At 55.0% G+C, this 23,010-nt stretch carries 23 protein-coding genes; 14 read left to right on the forward strand and 9 right to left on the reverse strand.

The window, feature by feature from the left end:
• Window positions 1–11 precede the first annotated feature (11 nt).
• Window positions 12–320, reverse strand: a complete 309-nt coding sequence (locus EE896_RS20710; protein WP_140915920.1) for a VF530 family protein — start codon at window positions 318–320, stop codon at window positions 12–14.
• A gap of 207 nt (window positions 321–527) precedes the next feature.
• Here EE896_RS20710 and EE896_RS20715 point away from each other — a divergent pair, with 207 nt between their 5' ends.
• Complete coding sequence (locus EE896_RS20715; protein WP_140915919.1) at window positions 528–1,841, forward strand: MFS transporter; 1,314 nt, start codon at window positions 528–530, stop codon at window positions 1,839–1,841.
• A 164-nt stretch (window positions 1,842–2,005) separates the two neighbouring features.
• Window positions 2,006–2,155 carry a hypothetical protein gene (locus EE896_RS20720; protein WP_008924703.1) on the forward strand — a complete coding sequence of 50 codons (150 nt, stop codon included), beginning with the start codon at window positions 2,006–2,008 and terminating at the stop codon, window positions 2,153–2,155.
• A gap of 62 nt (window positions 2,156–2,217) precedes the next feature.
• Here EE896_RS20720 and EE896_RS20725 read toward each other — a convergent pair whose 3' ends face one another.
• The 3 genes from EE896_RS20725 to EE896_RS20735 form a co-directional block, all read right to left on the reverse strand.
• A complete protein-coding gene (locus EE896_RS20725) occupies window positions 2,218–3,684 on the reverse strand; it encodes a pyridoxal phosphate-dependent decarboxylase family protein (RefSeq protein WP_008924702.1) in 1,467 nt (488 codons plus the stop codon).
• A 14-nt stretch (window positions 3,685–3,698) separates the two neighbouring features.
• Window positions 3,699–5,084: a diaminobutyrate--2-oxoglutarate transaminase gene (locus tag EE896_RS20730; protein ID WP_003851454.1), complete on the reverse strand. Its 1,386-nt coding sequence runs from the start codon at window positions 5,082–5,084 to the stop codon at window positions 3,699–3,701.
• 472 nt (window positions 5,085–5,556) lie between these two features.
• The gene (locus EE896_RS20735; RefSeq protein WP_140915918.1) at window positions 5,557–6,132 is read right to left on the reverse strand and encodes a TetR/AcrR family transcriptional regulator; all 576 of its coding nucleotides are present in this window, start codon (window positions 6,130–6,132) and stop codon (window positions 5,557–5,559) included.
• A 104-nt stretch (window positions 6,133–6,236) separates the two neighbouring features.
• Between EE896_RS20735 and EE896_RS20740 the strand changes: the two genes are divergently transcribed.
• The 4 genes from EE896_RS20740 (at window position 6,237) to cspE (EE896_RS20755) (ending at window position 9,911) form a co-directional block, all read left to right on the forward strand.
• The gene (locus tag EE896_RS20740) at window positions 6,237–7,130 is read left to right on the forward strand and encodes an ABC transporter six-transmembrane domain-containing protein (RefSeq protein ID WP_110411791.1); all 894 of its coding nucleotides are present in this window, start codon (window positions 6,237–6,239) and stop codon (window positions 7,128–7,130) included.
• A 259-nt stretch (window positions 7,131–7,389) separates the two neighbouring features.
• The gene (locus tag EE896_RS20745) at window positions 7,390–8,586 is read left to right on the forward strand and encodes an MFS transporter (protein WP_003851447.1); all 1,197 of its coding nucleotides are present in this window, start codon (window positions 7,390–7,392) and stop codon (window positions 8,584–8,586) included.
• Window positions 8,587–9,008: 422 nt separating this feature from the next.
• Window positions 9,009–9,221: a transcription antiterminator/RNA stability regulator CspE gene (cspE, locus tag EE896_RS20750; RefSeq protein WP_003855207.1), complete on the forward strand. Its 213-nt coding sequence runs from the start codon at window positions 9,009–9,011 to the stop codon at window positions 9,219–9,221.
• 477 nt (window positions 9,222–9,698) lie between these two features.
• Window positions 9,699–9,911 (forward strand): transcription antiterminator/RNA stability regulator CspE, encoded by a 213-nt coding sequence (gene cspE / locus EE896_RS20755; RefSeq protein ID WP_003855207.1) that lies wholly within the window; start codon window positions 9,699–9,701, stop codon window positions 9,909–9,911.
• Window positions 9,912–10,093: 182 nt separating this feature from the next.
• Here the strand turns inward: cspE (EE896_RS20755) and EE896_RS20760 are convergent, their stop codons facing one another.
• Entirely contained in the window at window positions 10,094–11,110 is a 1,017-nt protein-coding gene (locus EE896_RS20760; RefSeq protein WP_003855204.1) for a lipoate--protein ligase, read from the reverse strand.
• Window positions 11,111–11,341: 231 nt separating this feature from the next.
• Here EE896_RS20760 and EE896_RS20765 point away from each other — a divergent pair, with 231 nt between their 5' ends.
• From EE896_RS20765 to EE896_RS20785, 5 genes are all read left to right on the forward strand, one after another.
• Entirely contained in the window at window positions 11,342–12,253 is a 912-nt protein-coding gene (locus EE896_RS20765; protein WP_008924697.1) for a DMT family transporter, read from the forward strand.
• Between the two features lie 146 nt (window positions 12,254–12,399).
• A complete protein-coding gene (locus EE896_RS20770; RefSeq protein WP_140915717.1) occupies window positions 12,400–13,629 on the forward strand; it encodes an MFS transporter in 1,230 nt (409 codons plus the stop codon).
• A 26-nt stretch (window positions 13,630–13,655) separates the two neighbouring features.
• Entirely contained in the window at window positions 13,656–14,717 is a 1,062-nt protein-coding gene (locus EE896_RS20775) for a sugar phosphate isomerase/epimerase family protein (RefSeq protein ID WP_003855197.1), read from the forward strand.
• Window positions 14,718–14,785: 68 nt separating this feature from the next.
• Window positions 14,786–15,766, forward strand: a complete 981-nt coding sequence (locus tag EE896_RS20780; RefSeq protein WP_110411978.1) for a LacI family DNA-binding transcriptional regulator — start codon at window positions 14,786–14,788, stop codon at window positions 15,764–15,766.
• A 163-nt stretch (window positions 15,767–15,929) separates the two neighbouring features.
• On the forward strand, window positions 15,930–16,655 hold the full coding sequence (locus EE896_RS20785) for a pirin family protein (protein WP_003855194.1): 726 nt from the start codon (window positions 15,930–15,932) through the stop codon (window positions 16,653–16,655).
• A gap of 39 nt (window positions 16,656–16,694) precedes the next feature.
• Here EE896_RS20785 and EE896_RS20790 read toward each other — a convergent pair whose 3' ends face one another.
• The 4 genes from EE896_RS20790 to EE896_RS20805 are packed head-to-tail and all read right to left on the reverse strand — an operon-like array spanning window position 16,695 to window position 21,482.
• Window positions 16,695–17,516, reverse strand: a complete 822-nt coding sequence (locus tag EE896_RS20790; RefSeq protein ID WP_003855192.1) for an alpha/beta fold hydrolase — start codon at window positions 17,514–17,516, stop codon at window positions 16,695–16,697.
• Window positions 17,517–17,564: 48 nt separating this feature from the next.
• Window positions 17,565–19,193, reverse strand: a complete 1,629-nt coding sequence (locus EE896_RS20795) for an MFS transporter (RefSeq protein WP_140915716.1) — start codon at window positions 19,191–19,193, stop codon at window positions 17,565–17,567.
• Window positions 19,180–19,602 carry a DoxX family protein gene (locus EE896_RS20800; protein ID WP_003855187.1) on the reverse strand — a complete coding sequence of 141 codons (423 nt, stop codon included), beginning with the start codon at window positions 19,600–19,602 and terminating at the stop codon, window positions 19,180–19,182. Before EE896_RS20800 ends, EE896_RS20795 begins: the two co-directional genes overlap by 14 nt.
• 2 nt (window positions 19,603–19,604) lie before the next feature.
• Window positions 19,605–21,482 carry an amidohydrolase gene (locus tag EE896_RS20805; protein ID WP_140915715.1) on the reverse strand — a complete coding sequence of 626 codons (1,878 nt, stop codon included), beginning with the start codon at window positions 21,480–21,482 and terminating at the stop codon, window positions 19,605–19,607.
• A 286-nt stretch (window positions 21,483–21,768) separates the two neighbouring features.
• Here EE896_RS20805 and EE896_RS20810 point away from each other — a divergent pair, with 286 nt between their 5' ends.
• From EE896_RS20810 to EE896_RS20820, 3 genes are read left to right on the forward strand one after another with little or no spacing between them, the layout of a single operon-like run.
• The gene (locus tag EE896_RS20810; RefSeq protein ID WP_033742913.1) at window positions 21,769–22,461 is read left to right on the forward strand and encodes a hydrolase; all 693 of its coding nucleotides are present in this window, start codon (window positions 21,769–21,771) and stop codon (window positions 22,459–22,461) included.
• 60 nt (window positions 22,462–22,521) lie between these two features.
• Window positions 22,522–22,746 carry a DUF1427 family protein gene (locus EE896_RS20815; protein ID WP_008924691.1) on the forward strand — a complete coding sequence of 75 codons (225 nt, stop codon included), beginning with the start codon at window positions 22,522–22,524 and terminating at the stop codon, window positions 22,744–22,746.
• 2 nt (window positions 22,747–22,748) lie between these two features.
• The gene (locus tag EE896_RS20820) at window positions 22,749–23,003 is read left to right on the forward strand and encodes a XapX domain-containing protein (protein WP_008924690.1); all 255 of its coding nucleotides are present in this window, start codon (window positions 22,749–22,751) and stop codon (window positions 23,001–23,003) included.
• Window positions 23,004–23,010: the final 7 nt, after the last annotated feature.

Genomic DNA, 23,010 nt, shown 5'->3' on the forward strand with positions numbered 1-23,010 from the left:
CCTGATCGGTATTACTCCGGCGTTTTGTCGCGCCAGTTTCCCCAGGGATCTTCAGCAGGGGCCTGATCCGCGTCTGACGGTTCTTCACGCGCTGCAGGTTGCGCACTTAACGAGTCGAGATAAAGCGCTTCGACTTCAGCCCGCGCCCAGGGGGTACGACGTAAAAACTTCAGGCTCGATTTAACGCTGGGATCGCTTTTAAAGCAGTTAATGTTGATCCGTTTTCCCAGCTCCGCCCAGCCATACTGCGCGACTAAACTTTTAATCTGCATCTCCAGCGTTACGCCATGCAGAGGATCTTTTGAGGTGTGTGCGTTCATCGTCTATCCGCCTGATTCAGTCAATGCCGCACATCCTGACAATCGTAAAGCGGTTGTGCAAGGACTGAAGGTGAAAAAGCTCACCCGCGGCGCATCATCGCTGCTTTTATGTGTTCGGGTTAACGTGACGGGCAGAAGAGCGCGCAGGCATGCAGTGATTGTGCTAATCATAAGCAACTGATGATGCTCTAAAAAGGAACGTCGCTCATGTCCGGACCCGTTGGAAATCTGCTCAGCTCTGCCAGCCGTAAACGTGCGCTGCTTGCCGGTTCGGTAGGGAATTTCATTGAATGGTATGAGTTCGCGGTTTATGGTTTTCTGGCTACCGTTATTGCGCAGAACTTCTTCCGGCTGGAAGGGGAATCCGCGCTGACCGGGCTGCTGCTGACCTATGCCTCATTCGCCATCGCTTTTTTCTTCCGTCCGCTGGGTGCGATCATCTTTGGCCGTATGGGCGACCGCATCGGGCGCAAACCTGTACTGATCTTTGTGTTGATCATGATGACGCTGGCGACGGCGGCTATTGGTCTGGTTCCCACCTACGCCCGGTTGGGTATTCTGGCGCCGCTGATCGTGACCGGTCTGCGCATCCTGCAGGGGCTATTCGCGGGTGGCGAGTATGGCGGGGCAGTTTCACTGATGACCGAGTTTGCGCCGCGCGGTAAGCGGGGTCTGTATGGCGCATGGCAATCCTTTACCGTGGCGCTGGGTTTGCTGGCAGGCGCGGGCATTGTCGCGCTGCTTTCGGTGCTGCTGACGCCGGAGCAGATGCTGAGCTGGGGCTGGCGCATTCCGTTCTTTGTCGCGCTGCCACTGGGCGTTCTGGCGCTCTGGCTGCGGGTTCAGATGGAGGAGACGCCGGCATTTATTCAGCAGCAGGCGCAACCTGTAGCAAAAATCGACGCCAGCCTGGGTGACACACTGAAAACAATTCTGCTGGGTATCTGCCGACTGATGGTGTGGTCGGCGGCGGGCTATACCTGGCTGGTGATCATGCCGACTTATCTGCAGGCATCGCTGCATACTGGCTTTAACCAGGCGCTGCTGATTGCGGTGATATCCAACCTCGGCTTTGCCGCAACGATTATTCCGGCCGGAATGCTGAGCGACAGGATTGGGCGACGGGCAGTCATGGTCTCGGCGGCGGTACTGCTGCTGGTACTTTCTCTGCCGCTGTTAAACGTGTTGCAGTCAGAGAGCGCCGGATTGCTGCTAAAAGCGCTGGTGGTGTTTATCGCGGGCGGGGTAGTCGGATTGCTCGCCGGGCCAGGACCCGCGATGCTGTCCGAAATGTTTCCGACGCGGGTGCGCTATACCGGGCTTGGGCTGGCCTATTCACTCTCCAATGCGGTGTTTTCCGGCTGCGCAGGATTAATCATCACCGGACTGATTAAGGAGACGGGTAACCCCGATATTCCCGCCTGGTATGTGATGGCGACAGCACTGGTAAGTATTGTGGCACTGATGACGCTCAATAAAGATGACCATCTGCGGATGCTGGATGAGCCACACGCACGCTGAGACAGACCAGGGGCAGGGCATCTGGCAATCGTCCAGATCTGCATCAGTGCCTGGCTGTATATTGGGTCAAATGGGACCCGATTCTGTCGCTCATCCGGCAATACGCGCTTGATGTCCCGATATATATCGCCAACCATACTTTCCTGATTCTAACGGGAGACGATATGGAATTGTCACAAGAGGAAAGCGAAGTCGTGGCCTGGTTTCTGAGCCAGCATTGGTCGGAATTTTCGGAGATCGCAGAGGAGTACCTTTTGGCTTCTGCCGTGCATCGGCTGGCTGAAAAGCTGGGACTGGAAAACAGAGCTGCCTGAACGAAAAAACCAGCCTGGCGGCTGGTTTTGTTTTATGCGACGGGCTGCGGATTGCGGGGAAATTACACCAGCTTTTGTGCCGTGGTTTCCACCAGCGTCAGCAACACTTTGATATCATCCAGCGTCACTGTCGGGTTCAGCAGCGTCATTTTCAGGCAGGTCACGCCATCATGCTCGGTCACGCCAACGTTAGCGCGGCCTGACTCCAGCAGAGCATCACCGATACGCTGGTTCAACAGGGCGATATCCGCACTGCTGAAGTGCGCCAGATGCGCCGGACGATAGCGGAACAGCACGCTGGCCAGCTGCGGTTTCATCACCAGCTCCAGCGCTGGTTGTTCATCAACGTACTGAGCAACCTGCTGCGCCAGCGTCACACCGTGATCGATGATTTCGGCATACTGCTTCTGACCCAGCGCTTCCAGGCCCATCCACAGTTTCAGTGCATCAAAACGGCGGGTGGTCTGCAGCGATTTGGACACCAGATTCGGCACGCCCTGCGCTTCATCGAACTCAGAGTTCAGGTAGGCCGCCTGGTAGCGCATCAGCTCATAATGACGTGCTTCCTTCAGCAGGAAAGCGCCACAACTGATGGTCTGGAAGAACTGCTTATGGAAGTCCAGGGTGATGGAGTCGACCAGCTCAATGCCATCCAGATAATCGCGATATTTTTCTGAGAGCAGCAGTGCGCCACCCCAGGCTGCATCGACGTGCACCCAGATGTTCTCTTCCGCCGCCAGCGCCGCGATCTCACGCAGCGGATCGATCGCACCCGCATCGGTGGTACCGGCTGTGGCAACGATCGCCAGAATGTTTTCGCCGTTGGCTTTGGATACGGCCAGCTTGTGGCGCAGGTCATCCATGTCCATGCGGGCAAAGCGGTCACATTTTACCTGCGTGACGGACTGATAACCCAGACCCAGCAGCGCCATGTTCTTCTGTACGGAGAAGTGTGCGTTTTCTGAGCAGAAGACTTTAATCTTCTTCAGGTCGCCGGTTAAGCCATCCTGTTGTACCGAATGTCCCTGGCGGGCAAACCAGGCGTCACGTGCCAGCATCAGCCCCATCAGGTTGCTCTGTGTACCGCCGCTGGTGAAGACACCGGCGTCGCCAGGCTGATAACCCACCTGGGTGCGCAGCCACTCAATCAGCTTCATTTCAATCAGGGTGGCAGACGGTGCCTGATCCCATGAATCCATGCTCTGGTTGGTGGCGTTGATCAGCACTTCCGCCGCCTGGCTGATAACCAGGCTCGGACAGTGCAGGTGCGCCACACACTGCGGGTGATGCACCGACAGGCTATCTTTGAGGAAGTACTCAATGGCGCGTTCAATCGCGGCCTGGTTGCCCAGGCCCTGAGGATTGAAGTCCAGCGTGATGCGCTCGCGCAGCTCTGCGACGGTTTTTCCCTGATACATCTCAGGTTGTTCCAGCCACTTAACGACAGCCGCGCTACTCTGGGCAATCGCCTGCTGGTAGGCCTCGGTACTCTGTGCTGAGGCCGCCAGAATCGGGTTTAACCGGGACATTGCATTCACTCCACTCAAACTGGTTTCACGCCAGCTGACAGCAGGGCGTTTTCAAATTTATCCATGAACACGTCAAGTTCTGCATCCGTGATCAGCAGGGAAGGCAGCAGACGTAATACGCTGCCGTGACGTCCGCCGCGCTCCAGAATCAGGCCGTTCTCGAAGCATTTCTTCTGAACCAGCGCAGAAAGCTCGCCGTCTGCCGGGAAGCTGCCCATGTGGTCAGCAGGCTCATCGGGTTTCACCAGCTCAATACCGATCATCAGACCCAGACCGCGCACATTGCCGATGACCGGATAGCGCTGCTGCAGCTCGCCCAGTTTGCCTTTCAGCCATTCGCCCTGTGCCGCGACTTTGTCAGCGATGTTATTATCTTTCAGCAGTTTCAGGGTCGTCAGGCCGGTGGCCATTGCCAGCTGGTTACCACGGAAGGTGCCGGTGTGGTGACCTGGTGACCAGGCATCGAACTCTTTCTTAATGCCGAGTACCGCCAGTGGCAGACCACCACCGACCGCTTTGGACATCACAATGATGTCTGGCTCAATACCCGCGTGTTCAAAGGCGAAGAATTTACCGGTACGGGCAATACCCGCCTGGACTTCGTCAATGATCAGCAGAATGCCATGCTCTTTGGTGACTTTGCGGATACGCTGCAGCCATTCCGCTGGCGCCGGGTTAACACCGCCTTCACCCTGAACCGCTTCCAGAATGACGGCAGCGGGTTTGCGAACGCCGCTTTCAACGTCATTAATCAGGTTTTCGAAGTAGTAAGTCAGTGCTTTTACGCCCGCTTCACCACCAATGCCCAGCGGGCAGCGGTAAAGGTGCGGATAAGGCATGAACTGCACTTCCGGCATCATGCCATCAACGGCTTCTTTCGGAGACAGGTTGCCGGTGACCGACAGCGCGCCGTGGGTCATACCGTGATAGGCACCGGAGAAGCTGATAATGCCGGAACGACCGGTGTGCTTTTTCGCCAGTTTCAGCGCCGCTTCAACGGCATCTGCGCCGGACGGGCCAGTAAACTGCAGGCAGTACTCTTTGCCCTGGCCCGGTAATAAGGAGAGCAGGTACTCAGAGAACTCATCTTTTAAAGGCGTAGTTAAATCAAGAGTATGTAACGGCAAGCCGCTGGTAATGACATGTTGAATGCTCTGCAAAACATCGGGATGGTTATGTCCCAGCGCCAGCGTTCCTGCACCTGCAAGACAGTCGAGATACTGATTATTCTCGACATCTGTAATCCAGACACCCTGAGCTTTCGCAATTGCGAATGGCAATTTACGAGGATAACTGCGAACGTTTGATTCAAATTCAGCCTGACGGGCTAAATACGTTTCGTTGGTAGCGTTTGCGTTCTGTGCATTCAAACTATCAATACGGACTTTATCCGTCATCATATCTCTCCTACAACCGGGACGGGCGTAGCGTCACAGTTGAATAAATGAATTAAAATGGGTGGCTATGTAAAAGCGCGGCCAATATAGGTGTTTTTAAGGTCCGACTCAATGTTTAATTTCATCATCAGATATCGGATTCTTTACTATAGGAATCAATCATTTGGTGGGATTCTGAGCGCATCTATTCTTGCCGCTTCGTTAGCTGCTTTCCAATAACTGGCGTAAAAACACCAGCTTACCTGACTCCGGTTGCGCTAAGTCAATGATAATAATCTGTGTAAACAGCTGTTTCCGGGTAAAAACGCTATCAAAAAGAGGCCTTATCAGACAGAAAAGGTATAAGTCTGTTTGACTGCGGAAGCTGCATTTATAGCAGCAATAAACCGCCGACTAATTAAAATAATAAACCTTTTATTAACATTTAATTAATATCTGGTCGGTGCCGTCTCGCTAATAAACCGGTTAATCGGGTTTATGACAGGACAGCATCAATAAATTGATTTAAGTCTGCCAGTGCTTCGCGTGCTTTTTTTTCAGAAGGATTGATGGTCAGCAGGTCGGCATAGCCGTTGAGCATGGCGCTGATCTGTCTGGCGGTACGGGGCACGTTAATGCACTGCAGTGTCTCATCCGTGACGCCGTCACGAATAATCGCTTCCATCAAACCCTGCCAGGCATCCGTCATCTCATCGGCCAGCGCCGCATAGGCTTCGTTATGTGCAGCCGTCTGCCAGAACGACGCATAGAGTTGCCAGGTTGCATCCGGTGCGCTCGGCAGATGGCTTTCGATAAGCGTCGCCAGCCGCTGGCGGGGTGTGAGCATCTTCAGGGAGTCAGCAAACGTTTCAAAATCCACCTGCATGAAGCGCTCCAGCGCCGCCAGGCAGAGTGTCTGCCAGTTACTGAAATAGTGGTAGATATGACTGCGTGAGATACCCATTGATTCGGTGAGCTCCCGGGTAGTCACTTTTTCAATCCCTTTTTCAATAAACAGGACTATCGCCGCATCCAGTATCCTGGTTCTCAATGCTTCAGCTGACTCTTTCATTATTCTCCCGATAATGGCTACATTGACTTTGAGCGGTTGCTCAAATAGACTGCTTTTTGTACTTGAGCGACCGCTCAATAATAACTATATCAGAAACAGAAACTATGCATTCCTCAAAAACTATCCTTCCTGTTGCGGCTCCCCGCAGCGCTATTCTGACATTAAAAATGCTTGGCCGTCGCCATAGCCGCAAGCTTTTCCTCACGCTGCTACTGGTGGTGGCGGAGAATGTCATGTATCTCCTCTATCCGCTGCTGGCAGGCTTCGCGATCAATGCGATCATCTCCGGCAGGACCTGGCATGCAGTGCTCTATGCCGCGATGGTCTTTACTATGTGGGCCATTGGCGCAGCAAGACGCAGTGTGGATACCCGCACCTTTGCCCGCATTTACGCTGAACTGGCCGTGCCGGTGATTGTGGCGCAGCGCAGCGAAAACCAGAGCGCTTCAACGATTGCCGCGCGGGTGGCGTTGTCACGTGAATTTGTCGACTTTTTTGAGAAACATCTTCCAGTGCTGATAACCTCGCTGGCGTCGATGACCGGTGCCGCCGTGATGCTGCTGGCTATCGAGTTCTGGACCGGCGCAGGCTGTCTGGCGATCCTGCTGTTCTTTGCCTGTTTTCTGCCGGGGTTTACCCGTAAAAACGACGCGTTGTTTGGTCGTCTGAATAACCGGCTGGAGAAAGAGGTGAGCTTTGTCAGCAATGCGAACGCCGCGTCACTTGGCCGTCACTATGGCGTGCTGGCCATCCTGCGCATCCGCCTCTCCGATAGGGAAGCGTACGGTTATCTGGCGATTGGCAGCGTGGCGGCGCTGCTGTTTGCTGCCACCATTGCAGTGATGTCCAGCCGTGGCGGCACTGATGCGGGTCACATCTATTCGGTGATGACCTATATGTGGATGTTTGCCATGAGCCTGGATGATGGTCCACAGCTGCTGGAGAAATACTCCCAGCTGAAAGACATTGGCCGGCGGGTGAATACAGGCACGCAATGACTGGCCCGTAAAGCAATTATGGGCTCTCCAGGCCTGAATGACCTTCGAATCATGAACGTGTTCCCGGCGGTCTGGTTCCAATCTGCAAAGCAGGCATTGCACGCCACTGAATGCTTTTAGTGATCCAGATCACAAAATGGGTTGCTAAGCACGTTCTTCCTTTTTATAGTCTGACCGCTCTATCCGGACGGGAACATGTTCTGCTTTCTCCCTCCGGCTCACTTCCGTTTTTTTCAGTTCAGGCCATTGGGAATCAATTTTGTTAAGAAAAAATCATAAAACCGACGATGCCGGTTTTGTCCGCTGGGCATTACTGGCCCTTGCGCTGGGCGGCTTTGGCATCGGGACGGGTGAGTTCATCATGATGGGCCTGCTGCCGGATGTTTCACGCTCTCTGGCAATCACTGAGCCGCAGGCAGGTAACGCCATTGCCAGTTACGCGCTGGGCGTGGTGGTAGGTGCACCGTTTATTGCGGTACTGGCGGCGCGGATGGCGCGTAAATCACTGCTGCTGATCCTGATGGCGCTGTTCAGCATCGGTAATGTCGCCAGCGCGATGGCTGATAGCTATCACGGTCTGCTTGTTGCGCGTTTCCTCACAGGCTTGCCGCACGGCGCCTACTTCGGTGTGGCTTCGCTGGTGGCGGCATCGCTGGTACCCATTGAGCGACGTGGCCGCGCGCTGGCGTCCCTGATGCTGGGGCTGACGGTAGCGACCCTGATCGGCGTGCCGCTGGGCTCCTGGATAGGACAACTTTTCAGCTGGCATGTGGTGTTCACCTTTGTGGGCGCGATTGGTCTGCTGACCTGCCTGCTGATTGGTCGTTATGTTCCTTATGTCGCAGGCGATGCAGATGCGCATCCGCTTAGGGAACTGGGCGCGCTGAAAAACCCACAGGTGCTGCTGACCCTGCTGGTGGGCGCGGTAGGCTTTGGCGGAATGTTCGCGATCTTTAGTTATATCGCACCGACACTAATTAATATTGCCGGCATCTCACCCTCGTTAATACCCTGGGCGATGGTGGCATTCGGTCTGGGGATGATCATCGGTAATCTGGTCGGCGGCCGTCTGGCGGATGGTTCGGTACTGAATATTATTGGCTGGACGCTGTTATGGAACGTGCTGGTAATGCTGGCCTTCCCGGTGCTGGTTCAGCATGTGGCGACCGGACTGCTGGCGACCTTCCTGATCGGCACCTGTTCGGTGTTGCTGCCGTCGCTGCAGATTCGCCTGATGGATGTCGCCAATGACTCGCAAACCCTGGCTGCCGCAATGAACCACTCGGCGCTAAACATTGCTAATGCCATGGGCGCGTATCTCGGTGGTCTGACGGTGTCGCTTGGCTACGGCTGGATCTCTACCGCCTGGGTGGGCGTTGCGCTGGGTGTTGCCGGTCTTATGGTGTTTGTCATGACAGCGAGACATGCTGCCCGTCAGCAGACACAACTGGCCTGATATAAAGAGAAGAGGGCGCAGCGATACATTTTATCGCTGCGCGTTATTCACACTATTACTCGTATCATTTTTCAACATTGATTGTCAGCAAGGCCTTTTACTCTGATCGTTCAATGAAGATTATCATTCTGCCTGACTGAAAATTTCAAAAGGCTAAGAAAATCAATAAAGGCGGTCCGGACGTCTGGATGTTAAAAGTAAATTAAAATAATGTTTGCTATAGTCGATAAGGTCTGGCTTAATAGCGTCATCGGTTTGGAACACAGACCTTATCAAAGCAGTTTTAGTAAAGCAGTCCTCAGTGTAAGCGATATCTCAAGATACCCCTTCTTTGTGAGTCTCCTCCTAAAAGCCTGGTAAGTTACCTTCTGAAAGACAGGCCATCTTCGCCACGTAGTGGCTCATAAATTAAGGAAATATCGATGTCTAATAAAATGACTGGTTTAGTAAAATGGTTTGACGCTGGTAAAGGTTTCGGTTTTATCTCTCCTCAGGACGGCAGCAAAGATGTATTCGTACATTTCTCTGCAATCCAGAGCAACGATTATAAAACTCTGGACGAAGGCCAGCAGGTCGAATTCACAATTGAAAACGGCGCTAAAGGTCCTTCAGCGGCAAACGTAGTCCCTATGTAAGCCCTGATTATCAATGATGCTTATAATCGCTACGACGGCAACAGCCTGAGCAGATAAGCCTGAAATTGATAATTAATAAAACCCGCCTTGTGCGGGTTTTTTGCGTTTTATTACGGCTTAATCAATAAATGTTTATTTTTTATGCTGCTTCATTTGTTGTGCGTTAAATAAGCAGTTAATGAAAGCAATAATAACGGACAGGATCAAATGAGACCGAACACTATAAGGGCTCCGGACGTCTGGATGTTAAAAATAAATTAAAACAATGTTTGCTAAAATAGGTAAAGCGTGGCTTAATAGCGTCATCGGTTTGGAACACAGACCTTATCAAAGCAGTTTTAGTAAAGCAGTCCTCAGTGCAAGCGATATCTCAAGATACCCCTTCTTTGTGAGTCTCCTCCTAAAAGCCTGGTAAGTTACCTTCTGAAAGACAGGCCATCTTCGCCACGTAGTGGCTCATAAATTAAGGAAATATCGATGTCTAATAAAATGACTGGTTTAGTAAAATGGTTTGACGCTGGTAAAGGTTTCGGTTTTATCTCTCCTCAGGATGGCAGCAAAGATGTATTCGTACATTTCTCTGCAATCCAGAGCAACGATTATAAAACTCTGGACGAAGGCCAGCAGGTCGAATTCACGATTGAAAACGGCGCTAAAGGTCCTTCAGCGGCAAACGTAGTCCCTATGTAAGCCTTAGTTATCAATAACGCTTACAATAGCGATGACGGCAACAGCCTGAGCAGATAAGCCTGAAATTGATAATTAATAAAAACCCGCCTTGTGCGGGTTTTTTGCGTTTGTCTTTTACGGAATGCTGTTAAGGAGAAGATGGCCCGCGACAGATTTCTAAACGGGCAAATGAAAACAACTGTTCAGCGTAGGCTGGCGACCAGCCAGTGCTGCAATTCTGTCAGCTCTGCCTGTTGCAACGGGAAATCCGCAACCAGCTGACTCAGTACCGGTTCAAGGGCGTCTGGGCGGTAAGTGACGTTTTGCATCCGTTGCGCCAGTGCTTCAAGCGGCGCAGGATTGAGACTGTCGCTGAAAATCTGACAACGAGTGATCACGCCACGTTCAACATCGAAGTGGATTTCCACACCGCCCCAGGCAAAACGCTGGTCAAGCAGATGCGAGAAGTCAGGTGCCTGACCGAAATTCCACGCCCAGCTACTCTGCCGCGCGAACTGTTCTGTGAAACCCGGCAGGTCGGGCAAGGCTTCAGGCGAAATCATCTCTGGTTCACAACGTTCTCCGTAATGATCGAAAAAGGCGTCAGTCACTGCTGAGCAGATCGCCTGATAGCTGATACCCGGTGCTAATTCTGCCAGATTGGTTACCCTTGCGCGGACCGACGTAATCCCTTTGGCCTGCAATTTTTTCACATCAGGATTAAGGTAGTCCGCCAGCCTGCTTAGATCGGCATCCATCAGGATAGTGCCGTGATGAAAACCGCGGTCCGGTGTTTCGCGGTAGGCGGAACCGGAGATTTTACGCAGTCCCTCAGCGGTGTTGACCACTAAATCGTTACGTCCGGACGCTTCCGCCGGGACATCCAGCGCGTTAAGTGCACGCAGGATAATGGCGGTCGAGACGCTTTTATCATACTCCGGCTTGCCAGCCATGAAGGTAAAACAGCAGTTGCCGAGGTCGTGAAATACCGCGCCACCGCCGCTGCTGCGACGCGCCAGCCGGATACCATCTTCTTCCATACGTCGCGTGTTGCACTCTTTCCACGGATTTTGCGCCCGCCCGATTACCACCGTTTCCGCATTACGCCACAAAAATAGTACTCGCTGGGTGGCGGGCATCTGCCGGAAAATGCACTCTTCTACCGCCAGATTAAACCAGGGGTCGTTAGATTCAGATAGCAGTAAACGCAGCGTGGACATCGGAGACTCCTGTTCCTTAGAGAAGCGGCCCATAGAGCAGGGCAGAAGGCTGAGTGTAACAGCAGGGACGCTGATCCACATGCCAGTTCATGCCGTGACGCGGCGGCAAAAAAATATAAAATGCCGTCTGTAACGCAATCACGGCAGATCACAGCATCGCATTGTGCCAGTATGGTGTGTGAGAGTGCTGATTCTCCTGCTAATTTTCCCCATGATGAGATCAAAAACCCTATGAACGCTTCCGCTGGCATAGCGATGAAGATCACAGCTGCGTTAAGTTCAACGCTGATGCTGGCTTGTGTTAAAGGACTGGATGGCGCAATCCCGGTCGGTGAAGTGATATTTTTCCGTTCGGTGCTGGCATTGGTCCCACTGTTAATCTGGCTGAGTTTTCAGGGCAGCATCCTGGATGGCATTCGCACCCGGAATATTCGCGGACATTTTGTGCGAGGACTGGCCGGAACCGGCGGCCTCTATTTCAGTTATCTGTCGCTGCTCTACATTTCCCTGACCGATGCCACCGCAATTAACTATGCTGCGCCACTTTTTACCGTGCTACTGGCGGCATTGTTTCTGCGTGAAAAAGTCCGGCACCATCGCTGGGTGGCGGTTTTTACCGGTTTTAGCGGCATCCTGGTCATGTTCTCCGGGCATCTCACCCTGACGAGTCAGGCCACATTCTCGCTCTCATCCTCAGTGGGCATTCTGCTGGCGTTAATGGCAGCCTTATGTACTGCCTGTGCGCTGGTTCAGATTCGGTTTCTTAACGGGAAAGAGAAGCCCGGTGCTATCGCATTCTGGTTTGCTGTCACCACGGCGCTAACGTCGCTGGTTACGCTTCCGGGCGGCTGGAAAGTCCCTCAGGGTAACCAGCTGGCATTACTGGTGGGATGTGGACTGCTGGGCGGTATCACGCAGATCCTGATGACTCTGAGCCTGCGGTACGCCGAAGCCTCACTGCTGGCGCCGTTTGATTACACGACGTTGATCTGGTCGGTGGCGGTGGGCTATCTGCTTTTGGGTAATCTGCCGACTTCCACCACCGTTATCGGTGCAATTCTGGTGGTGATCGGCGGTCTCTATTCGGTGTTGTATGAGCGATATCGCTTCCGGAAAGCACGGGTGGTTGATGCCACCGGTTGACCTCCCGACACCGTCGTCTGGCATCGTTGATACCCGGATGATAACGCAGGGTGAATAATTTGTGATCGGGGCAGGAGAACCTGTTACGGTAATCGATTACTTTCACACCATCAAAAAGTAATCGATTACTTATTCACGAGGTTCCCATGATTGCAACGGTGCAGGCGCGCGCAGGCCAGCGGGTGCAGCATAAGCTGCTGGTGCCGCGACTCTCTCTCATGATGTTTATGCAGTTTTTTATCTGGGGCAGCTGGTCGGTCACGCTGGGGCTGGTGATGACCCGACACAATATGCCGTTGCTGATTGGTGATGCGTTTTCAGCCGGACCTATCGCCTCAATTCTCTCGCCGTTTGTGCTCGGCATGCTGGTGGATCGCTTTTTCCCTTCGCAAAAAGTCATGGCCGTGATGAACCTGGCGAGCGCAGCCATCCTCTGGTTTGTGCCACAGGCGCTGATTGCGGAGAACGGCGCGCTGCTAATCGCACTGTTATTTGGCTATACGCTCTGCTTTATGCCGACGCTGGCACTCTCAAATAACATCGCCTTTCACAGCCTCGCCAGCAGTGAGCGGAGTTTCCCCATCGTCAGAGTCTTCGGCACCATCGGCTGGATCGTGGCGGGGATCTTTATCGGCGTGACCGGCATTGCTGACAGCGTGGCGGTGTTTCAGCTGGCGGCGCTCTGCTCGATAGTGCTGGCGATTTACAGCCTGACGCTGCCGCATACGCCGGCACCAGCCAAAGGTTTGCCGTTGAAAGTCCGCGATCTCTTCTGTGCGGACGCCTTCGCACTGCTGCGACAGCGTCATTTCATGGTCTTTGCTCTGTGCGCCACGCTGATTTCCATTCCGCTGGGCACCTATTACGCCTTCACCGCCTCGTGGCTGGCGGATGCCGGTATCCGGGACGTCAGCACGCTGATGTCACTGGGACAGATGTCTGAAATTCTGTTCATGCTGATCATCCCACTGCTGTTTCGTCGCCTCGGCGTCAAAACCATGCTGCTGATTGGGATGATGGCGTGGTTTGTTCGCTACGCCCTGTTCGCGCTGGGCATGAGCGATGAGACGCGCACGCTGATCTACCTCGGCATCCTGTTGCATGGTGTCTGTTACGACTTTTTCTTCGTGGTGGGATTTATCTACACCGATCGGATTGCCGGTGAAAAGGTGAAAGGTCAGGCGCAGAGCATGGTGGTGATGTTCACCTACGGCATTGGCATGCTGCTGGGATCCCAAATCTCCGGTTCTCTGTACAACCATCTGGTGGCGGGCAATGCCACAGCCCAGAGCTGGGCGTTATTCTGGTGGATCCCCGCGATTGCTGCAGCGCTGATTGCGATTATCTTCTTCTTCTCGTTCAAATACCGTGATTAGGCGATAGCAGGACACAGGAGTTAATGATGAGAACAATTAAGGGGCCGGGCATCTTCCTGGCACAGTTCATCACCCCGCAGCCGCCGTTTAACTCGCTGGAAGGGCTGGGGAAGTGGGCCGCCGGGCTGGGATATCAGGCACTGCAGATCCCCTGTCATCAGCCTGCTATTTTCGATCTTAAAAAGGCGGCGGAGAGTCAGACGTACTGTGACGAGGTGCGAGGGGTGCTGGCCGGTTTCGGACTGGAGATCAGCGAGCTTTCTACCCATCTTGAAGGTCAACTGGTAGCGGTTAATCCGGCTTACGACCTGGCATTTGATAATTTTGCCCCGGCGGCATTACGTGGCGATCCGGCCCGGCGCACTGAGTGGGCTATTGCCACACTGAAGAGGGCTGCGGCTGCCTCAGAGAAGCTCGGCCTGCGTGCGCATGCCACATTTTCTGGTTCGCTCGCCTGGCCCTGGTTTTACCCGTGGCCACCGCAGCATGACGCGCTGTTTGATGAGGCGTTTGCTGAGCTGGCGCGCCGCTGGCTGCCGGTGCTGGATCTGTTTGACCATCACGGCATTGACCTCTGTTATGAAATTCATCCCGGCGAAGACCTGCATGACGGTGTCACGTTTGAGCGTTTTCTGGCGGAGGTTAATCACCACCCGCGCTGCAATATCCTGTTCGATCCCAGCCATCTCCTGCTGCAACACATCGATTATCTGCAATTCATCGACCTTTATCATTCGCGCATCAAAGCCTTTCACGTCAAGGATGCTGAGTATCAGCTTAACGGGCGCAGCGGCGTTTACGGCGGCTATCAGCCCTGGCTGGCCCGCGCAGGACGGTTTCGATCGCCTGGCGATGGTCAGATCGACTTCAGCCGTATCTTCAGCAAGCTGGCGCAGTATGGCTATGACGGATGGGCAGTACTGGAGTGGGAGTGTTGCCTGAAGGATAGCGAGACGGGTGCGCGTGAAGGCGCGGAGTTTATCCGCCGGCATATCATTCCGGTGTCTGATCGCGCTTTTGATGATTTTGCTCTGGCAGAGAACGGCCCATCAGTACGCCATCAGTTGGGCCTGGATCGTGACACCTGAGGCCATTTTGCAGATTCAGCGGCTGTGTTATGTGGGCGATCTGCACGGATTCAAACAGAAGGAGCGCTATGTCTATACAGAGAATCGCCCGGATGGCGGGCGTCTCGGTCGCTACCGTTTCAAGAGTGCTGAATAACAGCGACAGCGTGAAACCGGCTAATCGCCAGAAAGTCCTCGCGGCAATTGAAGAGAGCAACTATCAGCCCAATCTGCTGGCACGTCAGTTGCGTACAGCGCGCAGTTCAATGATCCTTGTGCTGGTTTCAGATATCTCCAACCCGTTTTGCGCTGAGGTTGTCAAAGGCATTGAGGAGCAGGCGGAGAAAAACGGCTATCGCATCCTGTTATGTAACTCGGGCGCGGACATCGCCCGTTCACGGTCCAGTCTGCAACTGCTCTCCGGCAAGATGGTGGATGGCATCATCACCATGGATGCCTTCAGCAAACTGCCGGAACTGAGTCAGCTGATAGGTTCGGCACCCTGGGTTCAGTGCGCCGAACATGATGATAACGGCCAGATCTCCTGCGTCGGCATTGATGATGAAGCCGCTGCGCAGTCCGTGGTGCACTATCTTGCCAGGCAGGGACGAAAGCGCATCGCGCTGATCAATCACGACCTGAGCTACCGTTATGCCCGCCTGCGTCAGCAGGGCTACACCACAGAGCTTGATGAACAGCAACTGAGCTGGCAGGCCATCGCGTATGCCAGTGCACTGAGTTTCAGTGCCGGTAAAGCAGCAATGAATCAACTGCTGGCTGCTGAAAGCCGGCCTGATGCGGTGTTTGCGGTTTGCGATACGCTGGCCGCCGGTGCGATGGCGGCGATTCAGCAGGCGGGACTGCGGATCCCTCAGGATTTCGCCGTGGTGGGGTTTGACGGCAGCGAACTGGCCAGCATGGTCTCACCGCCGCTGACCACACTGGCTCAGCCCTCAAAGGAGATTGGTCGTCGCGCCTGTGAGCTGGTGTTGCAGAAAATTGCCTGGCCCGACGCGCCGCCGCAATCTGTGATTATGCAGGGTGAGCTGGTGGTGCGAGCCAGCAGCTGAACGCCTCACCCGCATACCCTTCATCGGGATATTGTCGCTCATATTGTCCACCTAAATGAGACAGTGATTGCCAGATCAGGTCATTGTGTGGCACTCAGGTTTACTTATATGCTGTTTCCATCGAAGGGCATTCGCACTTCCCGAATCAACGAAGGGGCAGAATATGATTGAGCAAAGATTGTCAGAGCAACGCGGTGTGGGCGATCACGGCTGGCTGAATTCACGTCACACCTTCTCTTTTGCAAACTACTGGGATCCGAAACAGGCGGGCTTCTCCGATCTGCTGGTGATTAATGATGACCGGGTTGCCAAAGGACGGGGTTTTGGCGCCCATCCGCACAGCAACATGGAGATTATCTCTTATGTGCTGGAAGGGGCGCTTGAGCACAAAGACTCAATGGGAACCGGTTCGGTGATTGTCCCTGGCGATGTGCAACTGATGAGTGCCGGTAGCGGTGTGACCCACAGCGAGTTCAACCACTCCGGCACCGAGGGTGTGCATTTCCTGCAAATCTGGGTGGTACCCGCAGAGAAAAACACTCCGCCAGGTTATCAGCAGATCTCCGTCAGCGAAGCAGATAAGCGCGGTAATCTGCGGCTGATTATTTCGCCGGACGGTGAAAATGGGGCATTACGGGTACGCCAGGATATTCGCATCTATGCAGGACTGTTCCAGGGCGATGAGCAGCAGACTATTACACTCCCGGACGATCGCTACGCCTATATTCATGTGGCGCGTGGCAGTGTCAGAGTCAATGGGCTGCAGTTTAATGCCGGAGATGGTGCGCGGGTTCGCGACGAGAAAACGCTGTCGTTCAGTCATGGTGAAGGCGCAGAGGTGCTGTTATTCGACCTGCGTCCGAATGAAGTGAATCATCCAACCCGATAAAACGAAAACTGCGCGGTGAAAGCCGCGCAGTTTTTTGCATCACTGCGCGTTAAGGAACGCCAGCAGATCCTGATTCAGCTGATCCTGATGCGTCACGGCGAAACCATGTGGCGCGTTGTCGTAAATCCTGAGTTCAGCACCCTCAATCATCTCCGCCGCAACCTTGCCGGTGGTTTCAAACGGCACGACCTGGTCGTTGCTGCCATGAATGACCAGTGTCGGCACATTCACTTTCGCCACGTCGGCACGGAAATCGGTCTCCGCGAAGGCGGTCACGCAATCCACGGTACTTTTGAGTGAGGCCAGCAGCGCGATGTTCAGCGTCTGCGTCATGACACCATCGGAGACGGTCTGTCCGGCATTAGTGCCGTAGAACGGCGTCGCGAACTCTTTGATAAACTGCGCGCGATCCTTGAGCAGGCCATCACGAATGCCTTCGAACACCGACATATCGACACCCTGCGGATAGTCTGCCGTTTTGCCAAAGATAGGTGTAACGGCACCGAGCAGCACCAGTGCCCCGACGCGATCGCTGCCATAGCTGCCGATATAACGCGTGACGTCACCGCCACCCATAGAGAAGCCCACCAGCGTCACGTTCTGCAGGTCAAGATGGGTGATCAGGTCGTTGATGTCCGACGCAAAGGTATCGTAGTTATTGCCGTTCCAGGGCTGATCTGAGCGGCCAAAGCCACGGCGGTCAAATGCAATCACCCGATAGCCATGGTCGGCCAGAAAGTTCATCTGGCTGTCCCACATGTCGGCATCCAGCGGCCAGCCGTGGCTGAACAAAACAGGCTTACCGGTTCCCCAGTCTTTAAAGTAGATCTGTGTACCGTCGGTCGTTTTAAAGGTGCTCATGGTATTGCCCTCTGTATGACGTGATGAATGATGAGAAGGTGTAGCCAGTCACACTGGCGCCACCAGATAGCGAACCTCGGGGAGATTTTCACCCTGATGAAAAGCGAAAACCCGCCGCTCTATCTTTTTGTCGTTGATGGTGTAGCGCTCTTTCTGACGCAGATGCTCGACCCAGGAGCCGACCACAAACGTCTCGACGAAAATACCGGGCTGCAGGATATCTTCATAAAGTGACCAGTTGATGGCGCCACCACGACGTCTGACCCGCCGCATATCCTGCATGCAGACGGTAAAGGCATGTGCATCATCAATAGTAATCCGGTATTCGTAATTTACCATCACTGGCCCTCGTTCATGACGGATATCCAGTGCAGGCGCATTAACGCCATCGCCAACCATATCGAGATTGAGATCGGGATCCTGATCGAGACGCCAGCGCCAGACGGTGCTGCTGGCGAGCACCATCCCCAGCGCGGCGACGCAGAGCGACAGCGGAATGCCGAAGTGCGAGGCGAGCTGTCCCCAGAGGGCGCTGCCTGCGGTCATCGATCCAAAGAACACTGTCAGATAGACCGCCAGCGCACGCGCTTTCACCCATTTCGCGGCGCTCCGCTGTGCGCCAAGATTCAGCGTCGACAGCACCGCGATCCAGGCAAAGCCGGTGAAGAACTCAAAGGCATTGAGTAGCCAGAAGTGCCGCACAAAGGCCAGCGCCAGCATGGTCATGGCGAAGAGAAGACTGGCGAGCACCATCAGGCGATCGGAGCTTAAGTGACGACGCAAACGCGGCAGCAGCACAGCGCCGGTAATCGCGCCGACACCGATGCAGGCCAGCATGATGCCGTAGCCGCCAGGGCCGAGGCCCAGTTCACGACGTGCCACCAGCGGCAGCAATGCCCAGCCCGCGCTGCCAAACAGGAAAAACGAGAAGGTTCGCACCAGTACGTTACGCAAGACCGGTGCCGCATGAACGTAGCGAAGACCGGCCCGTACCGCCGGGTAGAAGTGTTCGGGCGGAAGACGCTGGACGCTTGGCTCCGCTTTCCAGCGCCAGAGCACCCAGGTGACACCCAGCACCGATAGTGCATTAAGCAGGAAGACCATCCAGGGGCCGGCGAACGACAGGATCAGGCCACCCAGTGCCGGTCCGATAGCGCGACTGATATTAATGCCCAGGGAGTTAAGAGCAATGGCAGGCCCGAGCTCCGGTTTGGTCACCAGATCCGGCACGATCGCCTGGAACGGCGGCGAACTCATGGCGGCACCCGCGCTCAGCAAAAAGGCAGCGCCCAGCAGCACGCCGGGTGTCACATGACCGGTCCAGGCCAGTACGGTCAGCCCGGCGGCGGCGGTAAACGTCCACAGTTGGGAAAACAGCAAATATTTACGGCGGTCAACGATGTCCGCCATCACCCCGGAGGGCAGTGCAAAGAGAAACATCGGCAGGCTGCTGGCTGCCTGCACCAGCGCCACGGCCAGAGGATCGGCACTCAGCGTCAGCATGGTCCAGTTCACGCCGACATCATTCATCCATGATCCGATATTTGAAACCACAGTGGCGATCCATAACATACGGAACACCGGCTGACGCAGTGGCTGTAACGGCGAAACCTCATTAGTGGGCCGCACATCAGGCTGTTCCTGCTCAACCTGATGAATATCATTAACCTGTGCCATAACGCCTCCCCTTAGGTTTCGCTGCGCCGATGCGCCAGCCACCTGGCCCGGTCAGCGCCAGCGTGGTAAAGATAATCAGCAGCAGCCAGCCGAACTGGCCTTCCGCCAGTGACCAGCCAGGGTGGACTACCAGCATTGCAACCAGCAGTACCGCGATAATCGGCAGGCAGGCAATCCGGCTTCCCCAGCCGATAATAATGAAAATCGGGCAGATGACTTCCGCCACGATAGCGGGCAGCAGGCTCATCATCGGTCCCAGCCCGAAGGGATCTTCGATGCGCGTCAGTTCTTCGCTGAAATGCAGAATTTTCGGCAGCCCATGTGCCTGTAACAACAGCAGGCTGCCGGTCAGGCGCAGGAAGAACAGCCCCGCGTTGATGCGGGGCGAAAGAGCGATAGCATAGTTCATGATTAAAACGCGAAGCAGCTGCAGCCGAGCGCGCCCCAGAAGGCGTTATCTTCGGCAACGGGTACGCTGGATCCACGGGCGATCTCATGCGAGTGGCGATGAACACCGCACGGGCCGCTGCAGTGGTGGACGGCGGGCATCATGCCTGCACGGCTCTGCGCAACCGGCGGAGCACTGCGATAGTGACCCGGCACATTTACCACCGGTGACCACTCCGGCAGGATCGGAATCGCAGGCGGCGCATCTGCGCTGAACGATCCGGCGGCATAGACGATATTGCCATCCACCACGGTCAGCACTGACTCAATGCCTTTGATCTCCTCTTCCGGGACGCTGAAAAAGTCTTTACTCAGCACCGCCAGGTCCGCCAGTTGTCCAATCTTAAGCTGGCCTTTTTTGCCTTGCTCGCTGGAGAACCAGGCGCTGCCCTGCGTCCAGAGCATCAGCGCCGTTTCACGATCAAGGCGGGCACTGACATCATACATCTGCATGCCGCCCACGGTGCGGCCAGAAACCAGCCAGTAGAGCGCGGTCCAGGGGTTGTAGCTGGCAACGCGAGTCGCATCGGTGCCCAGCCCGACCGGCACGCCGGTCTCCAGCATTTTCTGAACCGGCGGGGTATGGCGGGTGGCTTCTATGCCGTAGCGCTCAGCAAAGTATTCACCCTGGAACGCCATGCGATGCTGCACGGCAATGCCACCGCCCAACTCTTTAATGCGATCGATATTACGCTGAGTAATGGTTTCCGCATGGTCAAAGAACCAGTGCAGGCCATTGAACGGAATATCACGATTCACTTTTTCGAACACATCCAGCATCCGGCTGATCGACTCGTCATAGGTCGCATGCAGACGGAAAGGCCAGCGATGCTCAACCAGATGACGCACCACGCGCTCCAGCTCGTCTTCCATGCCAGGGGCTAAATCCGGACGAGGCTCCAGGAAATCTTCGAAGTCAGCTGCCGAGAAGACCAGCATTTCCCCTGCGCCGTTGTGACGGAAATAGTCGCTGCCCTGACCTGGCGTCAGCATGTCCGTCCACTTTTCAAAATCTTCCAGCTCATGGCCCGGACGCTGCGTGAAAAGGTTGTAGGCGATACGCAGCGTCATCTGCTTTTTCTGATGCAGCTCAGCAATCACTTCGTAATCTTCGGGATAGTTCTGGAAGCCGCCGCCCGCATCAATGGCGCTGGTCAGACCCAGACGGTTCAGCTCACGCATAAACTGGCGGGTGGAGTTGACCTGCTGTTCCAGCGGCAGTTTCGGTCCTTTCGCCAGCGTGGCGTAGAGGATCATTGCATTAGGGCGGGCGATCAGCAGACCGGTGGGATTGCCGTTGCTGTCGCGCTGGATTTCGCCACCCGGCGGGTTTGGCGTCTCTTTGGTGTAGCCCACCACTTTCAGAGCGGCGCGATTGAGCAGGGCGCGGTCATAGAGGTGCAGCACGAAAACCGGCGTGTCCGGTGCTGCTTCGTTGATCTCATCCAGCGTCGGCATCCGGCGCTCGGCAAACTGGAATTCAGTCCAGCCTCCCACTACGCGAACCCACTGCGGCGAAGGGGTACGCAGCGCCTGCTCTTTCAGCATCCGCAGCGCATCCGCAACCGATGGCACGCCTTCCCAGCGCAGTTCAAGGTTGTAATTCAGCCCCCCGCGAATCAGATGCAGGTGTGAATCGTTCAGGCCGGGCACGGCCGTGCGGCCCTTAAGATCGACCACTTTGGTGCCGTCGCAGTGAAATTCCATCGCCTCTGCCAGCGTGCCGACCGCCACGAACTTGCCATCGCGAATCGCAACCGCTTCTGCCACTGGATTACTGCGGTCAACGGTATGAAATTTGCCATGGGTCAGTATCAGTTCTGCTTTACCGAGCGTAACCATAGATGCTCCTCATCGGGGGTGTCCGGCTTAGTGCGGGACAGGAAGTGCCGCAGATAACAGGGCACGAATAAGCCGGATTATGGTGAGCAGGCTAACGGGGCGTCTAGTTATACAGAGGGATACCTATACCTTCGTATAGTTATACGCAGAGATAATAGTTTGCTGTTGCAGGTCGCTCTACACTGCGACCAGACAGCCAGCAGCAGGGCGATAAACCTGCACTGACCGTCATTTTGCACACGCCGGTTGGCGGAAATTTCGTTACATAACCTCTATGGGTGAACGCATGTCCAACGCTAAGCTTGAAGTCCTCACGCCACATAACAGCCAGATCATCTTCATTGACCAGCAGCCGCAGATGGCCTTTGGGGTGCAATCCATCGATCGCCAGGTGCTGAAAAACAACACCGTTGCGCTGGCGAAGGCGGCGAAAGTCTTCAGTATCCCCACCATCATCACCACGGTAGAAACCGAAAGCTTCTCGGGTCACACCTATCCGGAGTTACTGGATGTGTTTCCAGGGCTGGATATTCTGGAACGCAGCTCAATGAACTCCTGGGATGATCAGAAAGTGCGTGATGCGCTGGCCGCAAACGGGAAGAAAAAAGTCGTGGTTTCTGGCCTCTGGACCGAAGTGTGCAACAACAGTTTTGCGCTCTGCGCGATGCTGGAAGGCGGCTACGAAATCTACATGGTGGCAGACGCGTCTGGCGGCACGACTAAAGAGGCACACGACTACGCGATGCAGCGCATGATTCAGGCGGGTGTGGTGCCGGTAACCTGGCAGCAGGTGATGCTGGAATGGCAACGTGACTGGGCCAATCGTGACACTTATGATGCGGTGATGAACATCGCCAAAGAACATTCAGGTGCTTACGGCATTGGTGTCGATTACGCCTACACCATGGTGCATAAAGCACCATCACGTCAGAAAAGTGAACACCGTACCCTGGCGCCGGTTCACGCACCGATACGCTAAGGCATCCAGCTGATCGGCGGAAAATCGCCGATCAGCTGAGTGGCATAACAGGAGCTGGTCATGAATCCTCTACTTGTTTCCCTGGCTGCCGGGGTGCTTATTGGCCTGCTATATGGCCTGCTAAAGGTGCGGTCACCGGCACCGCCCGCGATTGCGCTGCTGGGTCTGCTGGGGATGCTGTTGGGTGGGGCGCTGGTGCATGCGGTATCTCCCGCACAAAAGCCTGCAATTGCCTTGCTTCAGCCTGATGTTCATCCTGTTTCATCCTTATTGCGGATAAGCTGAACATGTTGAAATCCTGCGTTATTTCTCTCGCGGTGGGCCTGCTCGCCGGGGTAATCTATGCCCTGATCAACGTCAACTCTCCGGCGCCGCCCGTCATTGCTTTGGCAGGGCTGTTTGGCATGCTGGTAGGTGAACAGTTAATACCGCTGGCTAAACGTCTGTTCAGGCGACAGCCGGTGACGCTGAAGTGGTTCCGCCATGAATGCATGCCAAAAATCAGTGGGACACCGCCACCCGAGGGTGATAACACGCCTTAAGTCCTCG

The sequence above is a fragment of the Pantoea eucalypti genome, from assembly GCF_009646115.1.
GTDB classification, from domain to species: domain Bacteria; phylum Pseudomonadota; class Gammaproteobacteria; order Enterobacterales; family Enterobacteriaceae; genus Pantoea; species Pantoea eucalypti.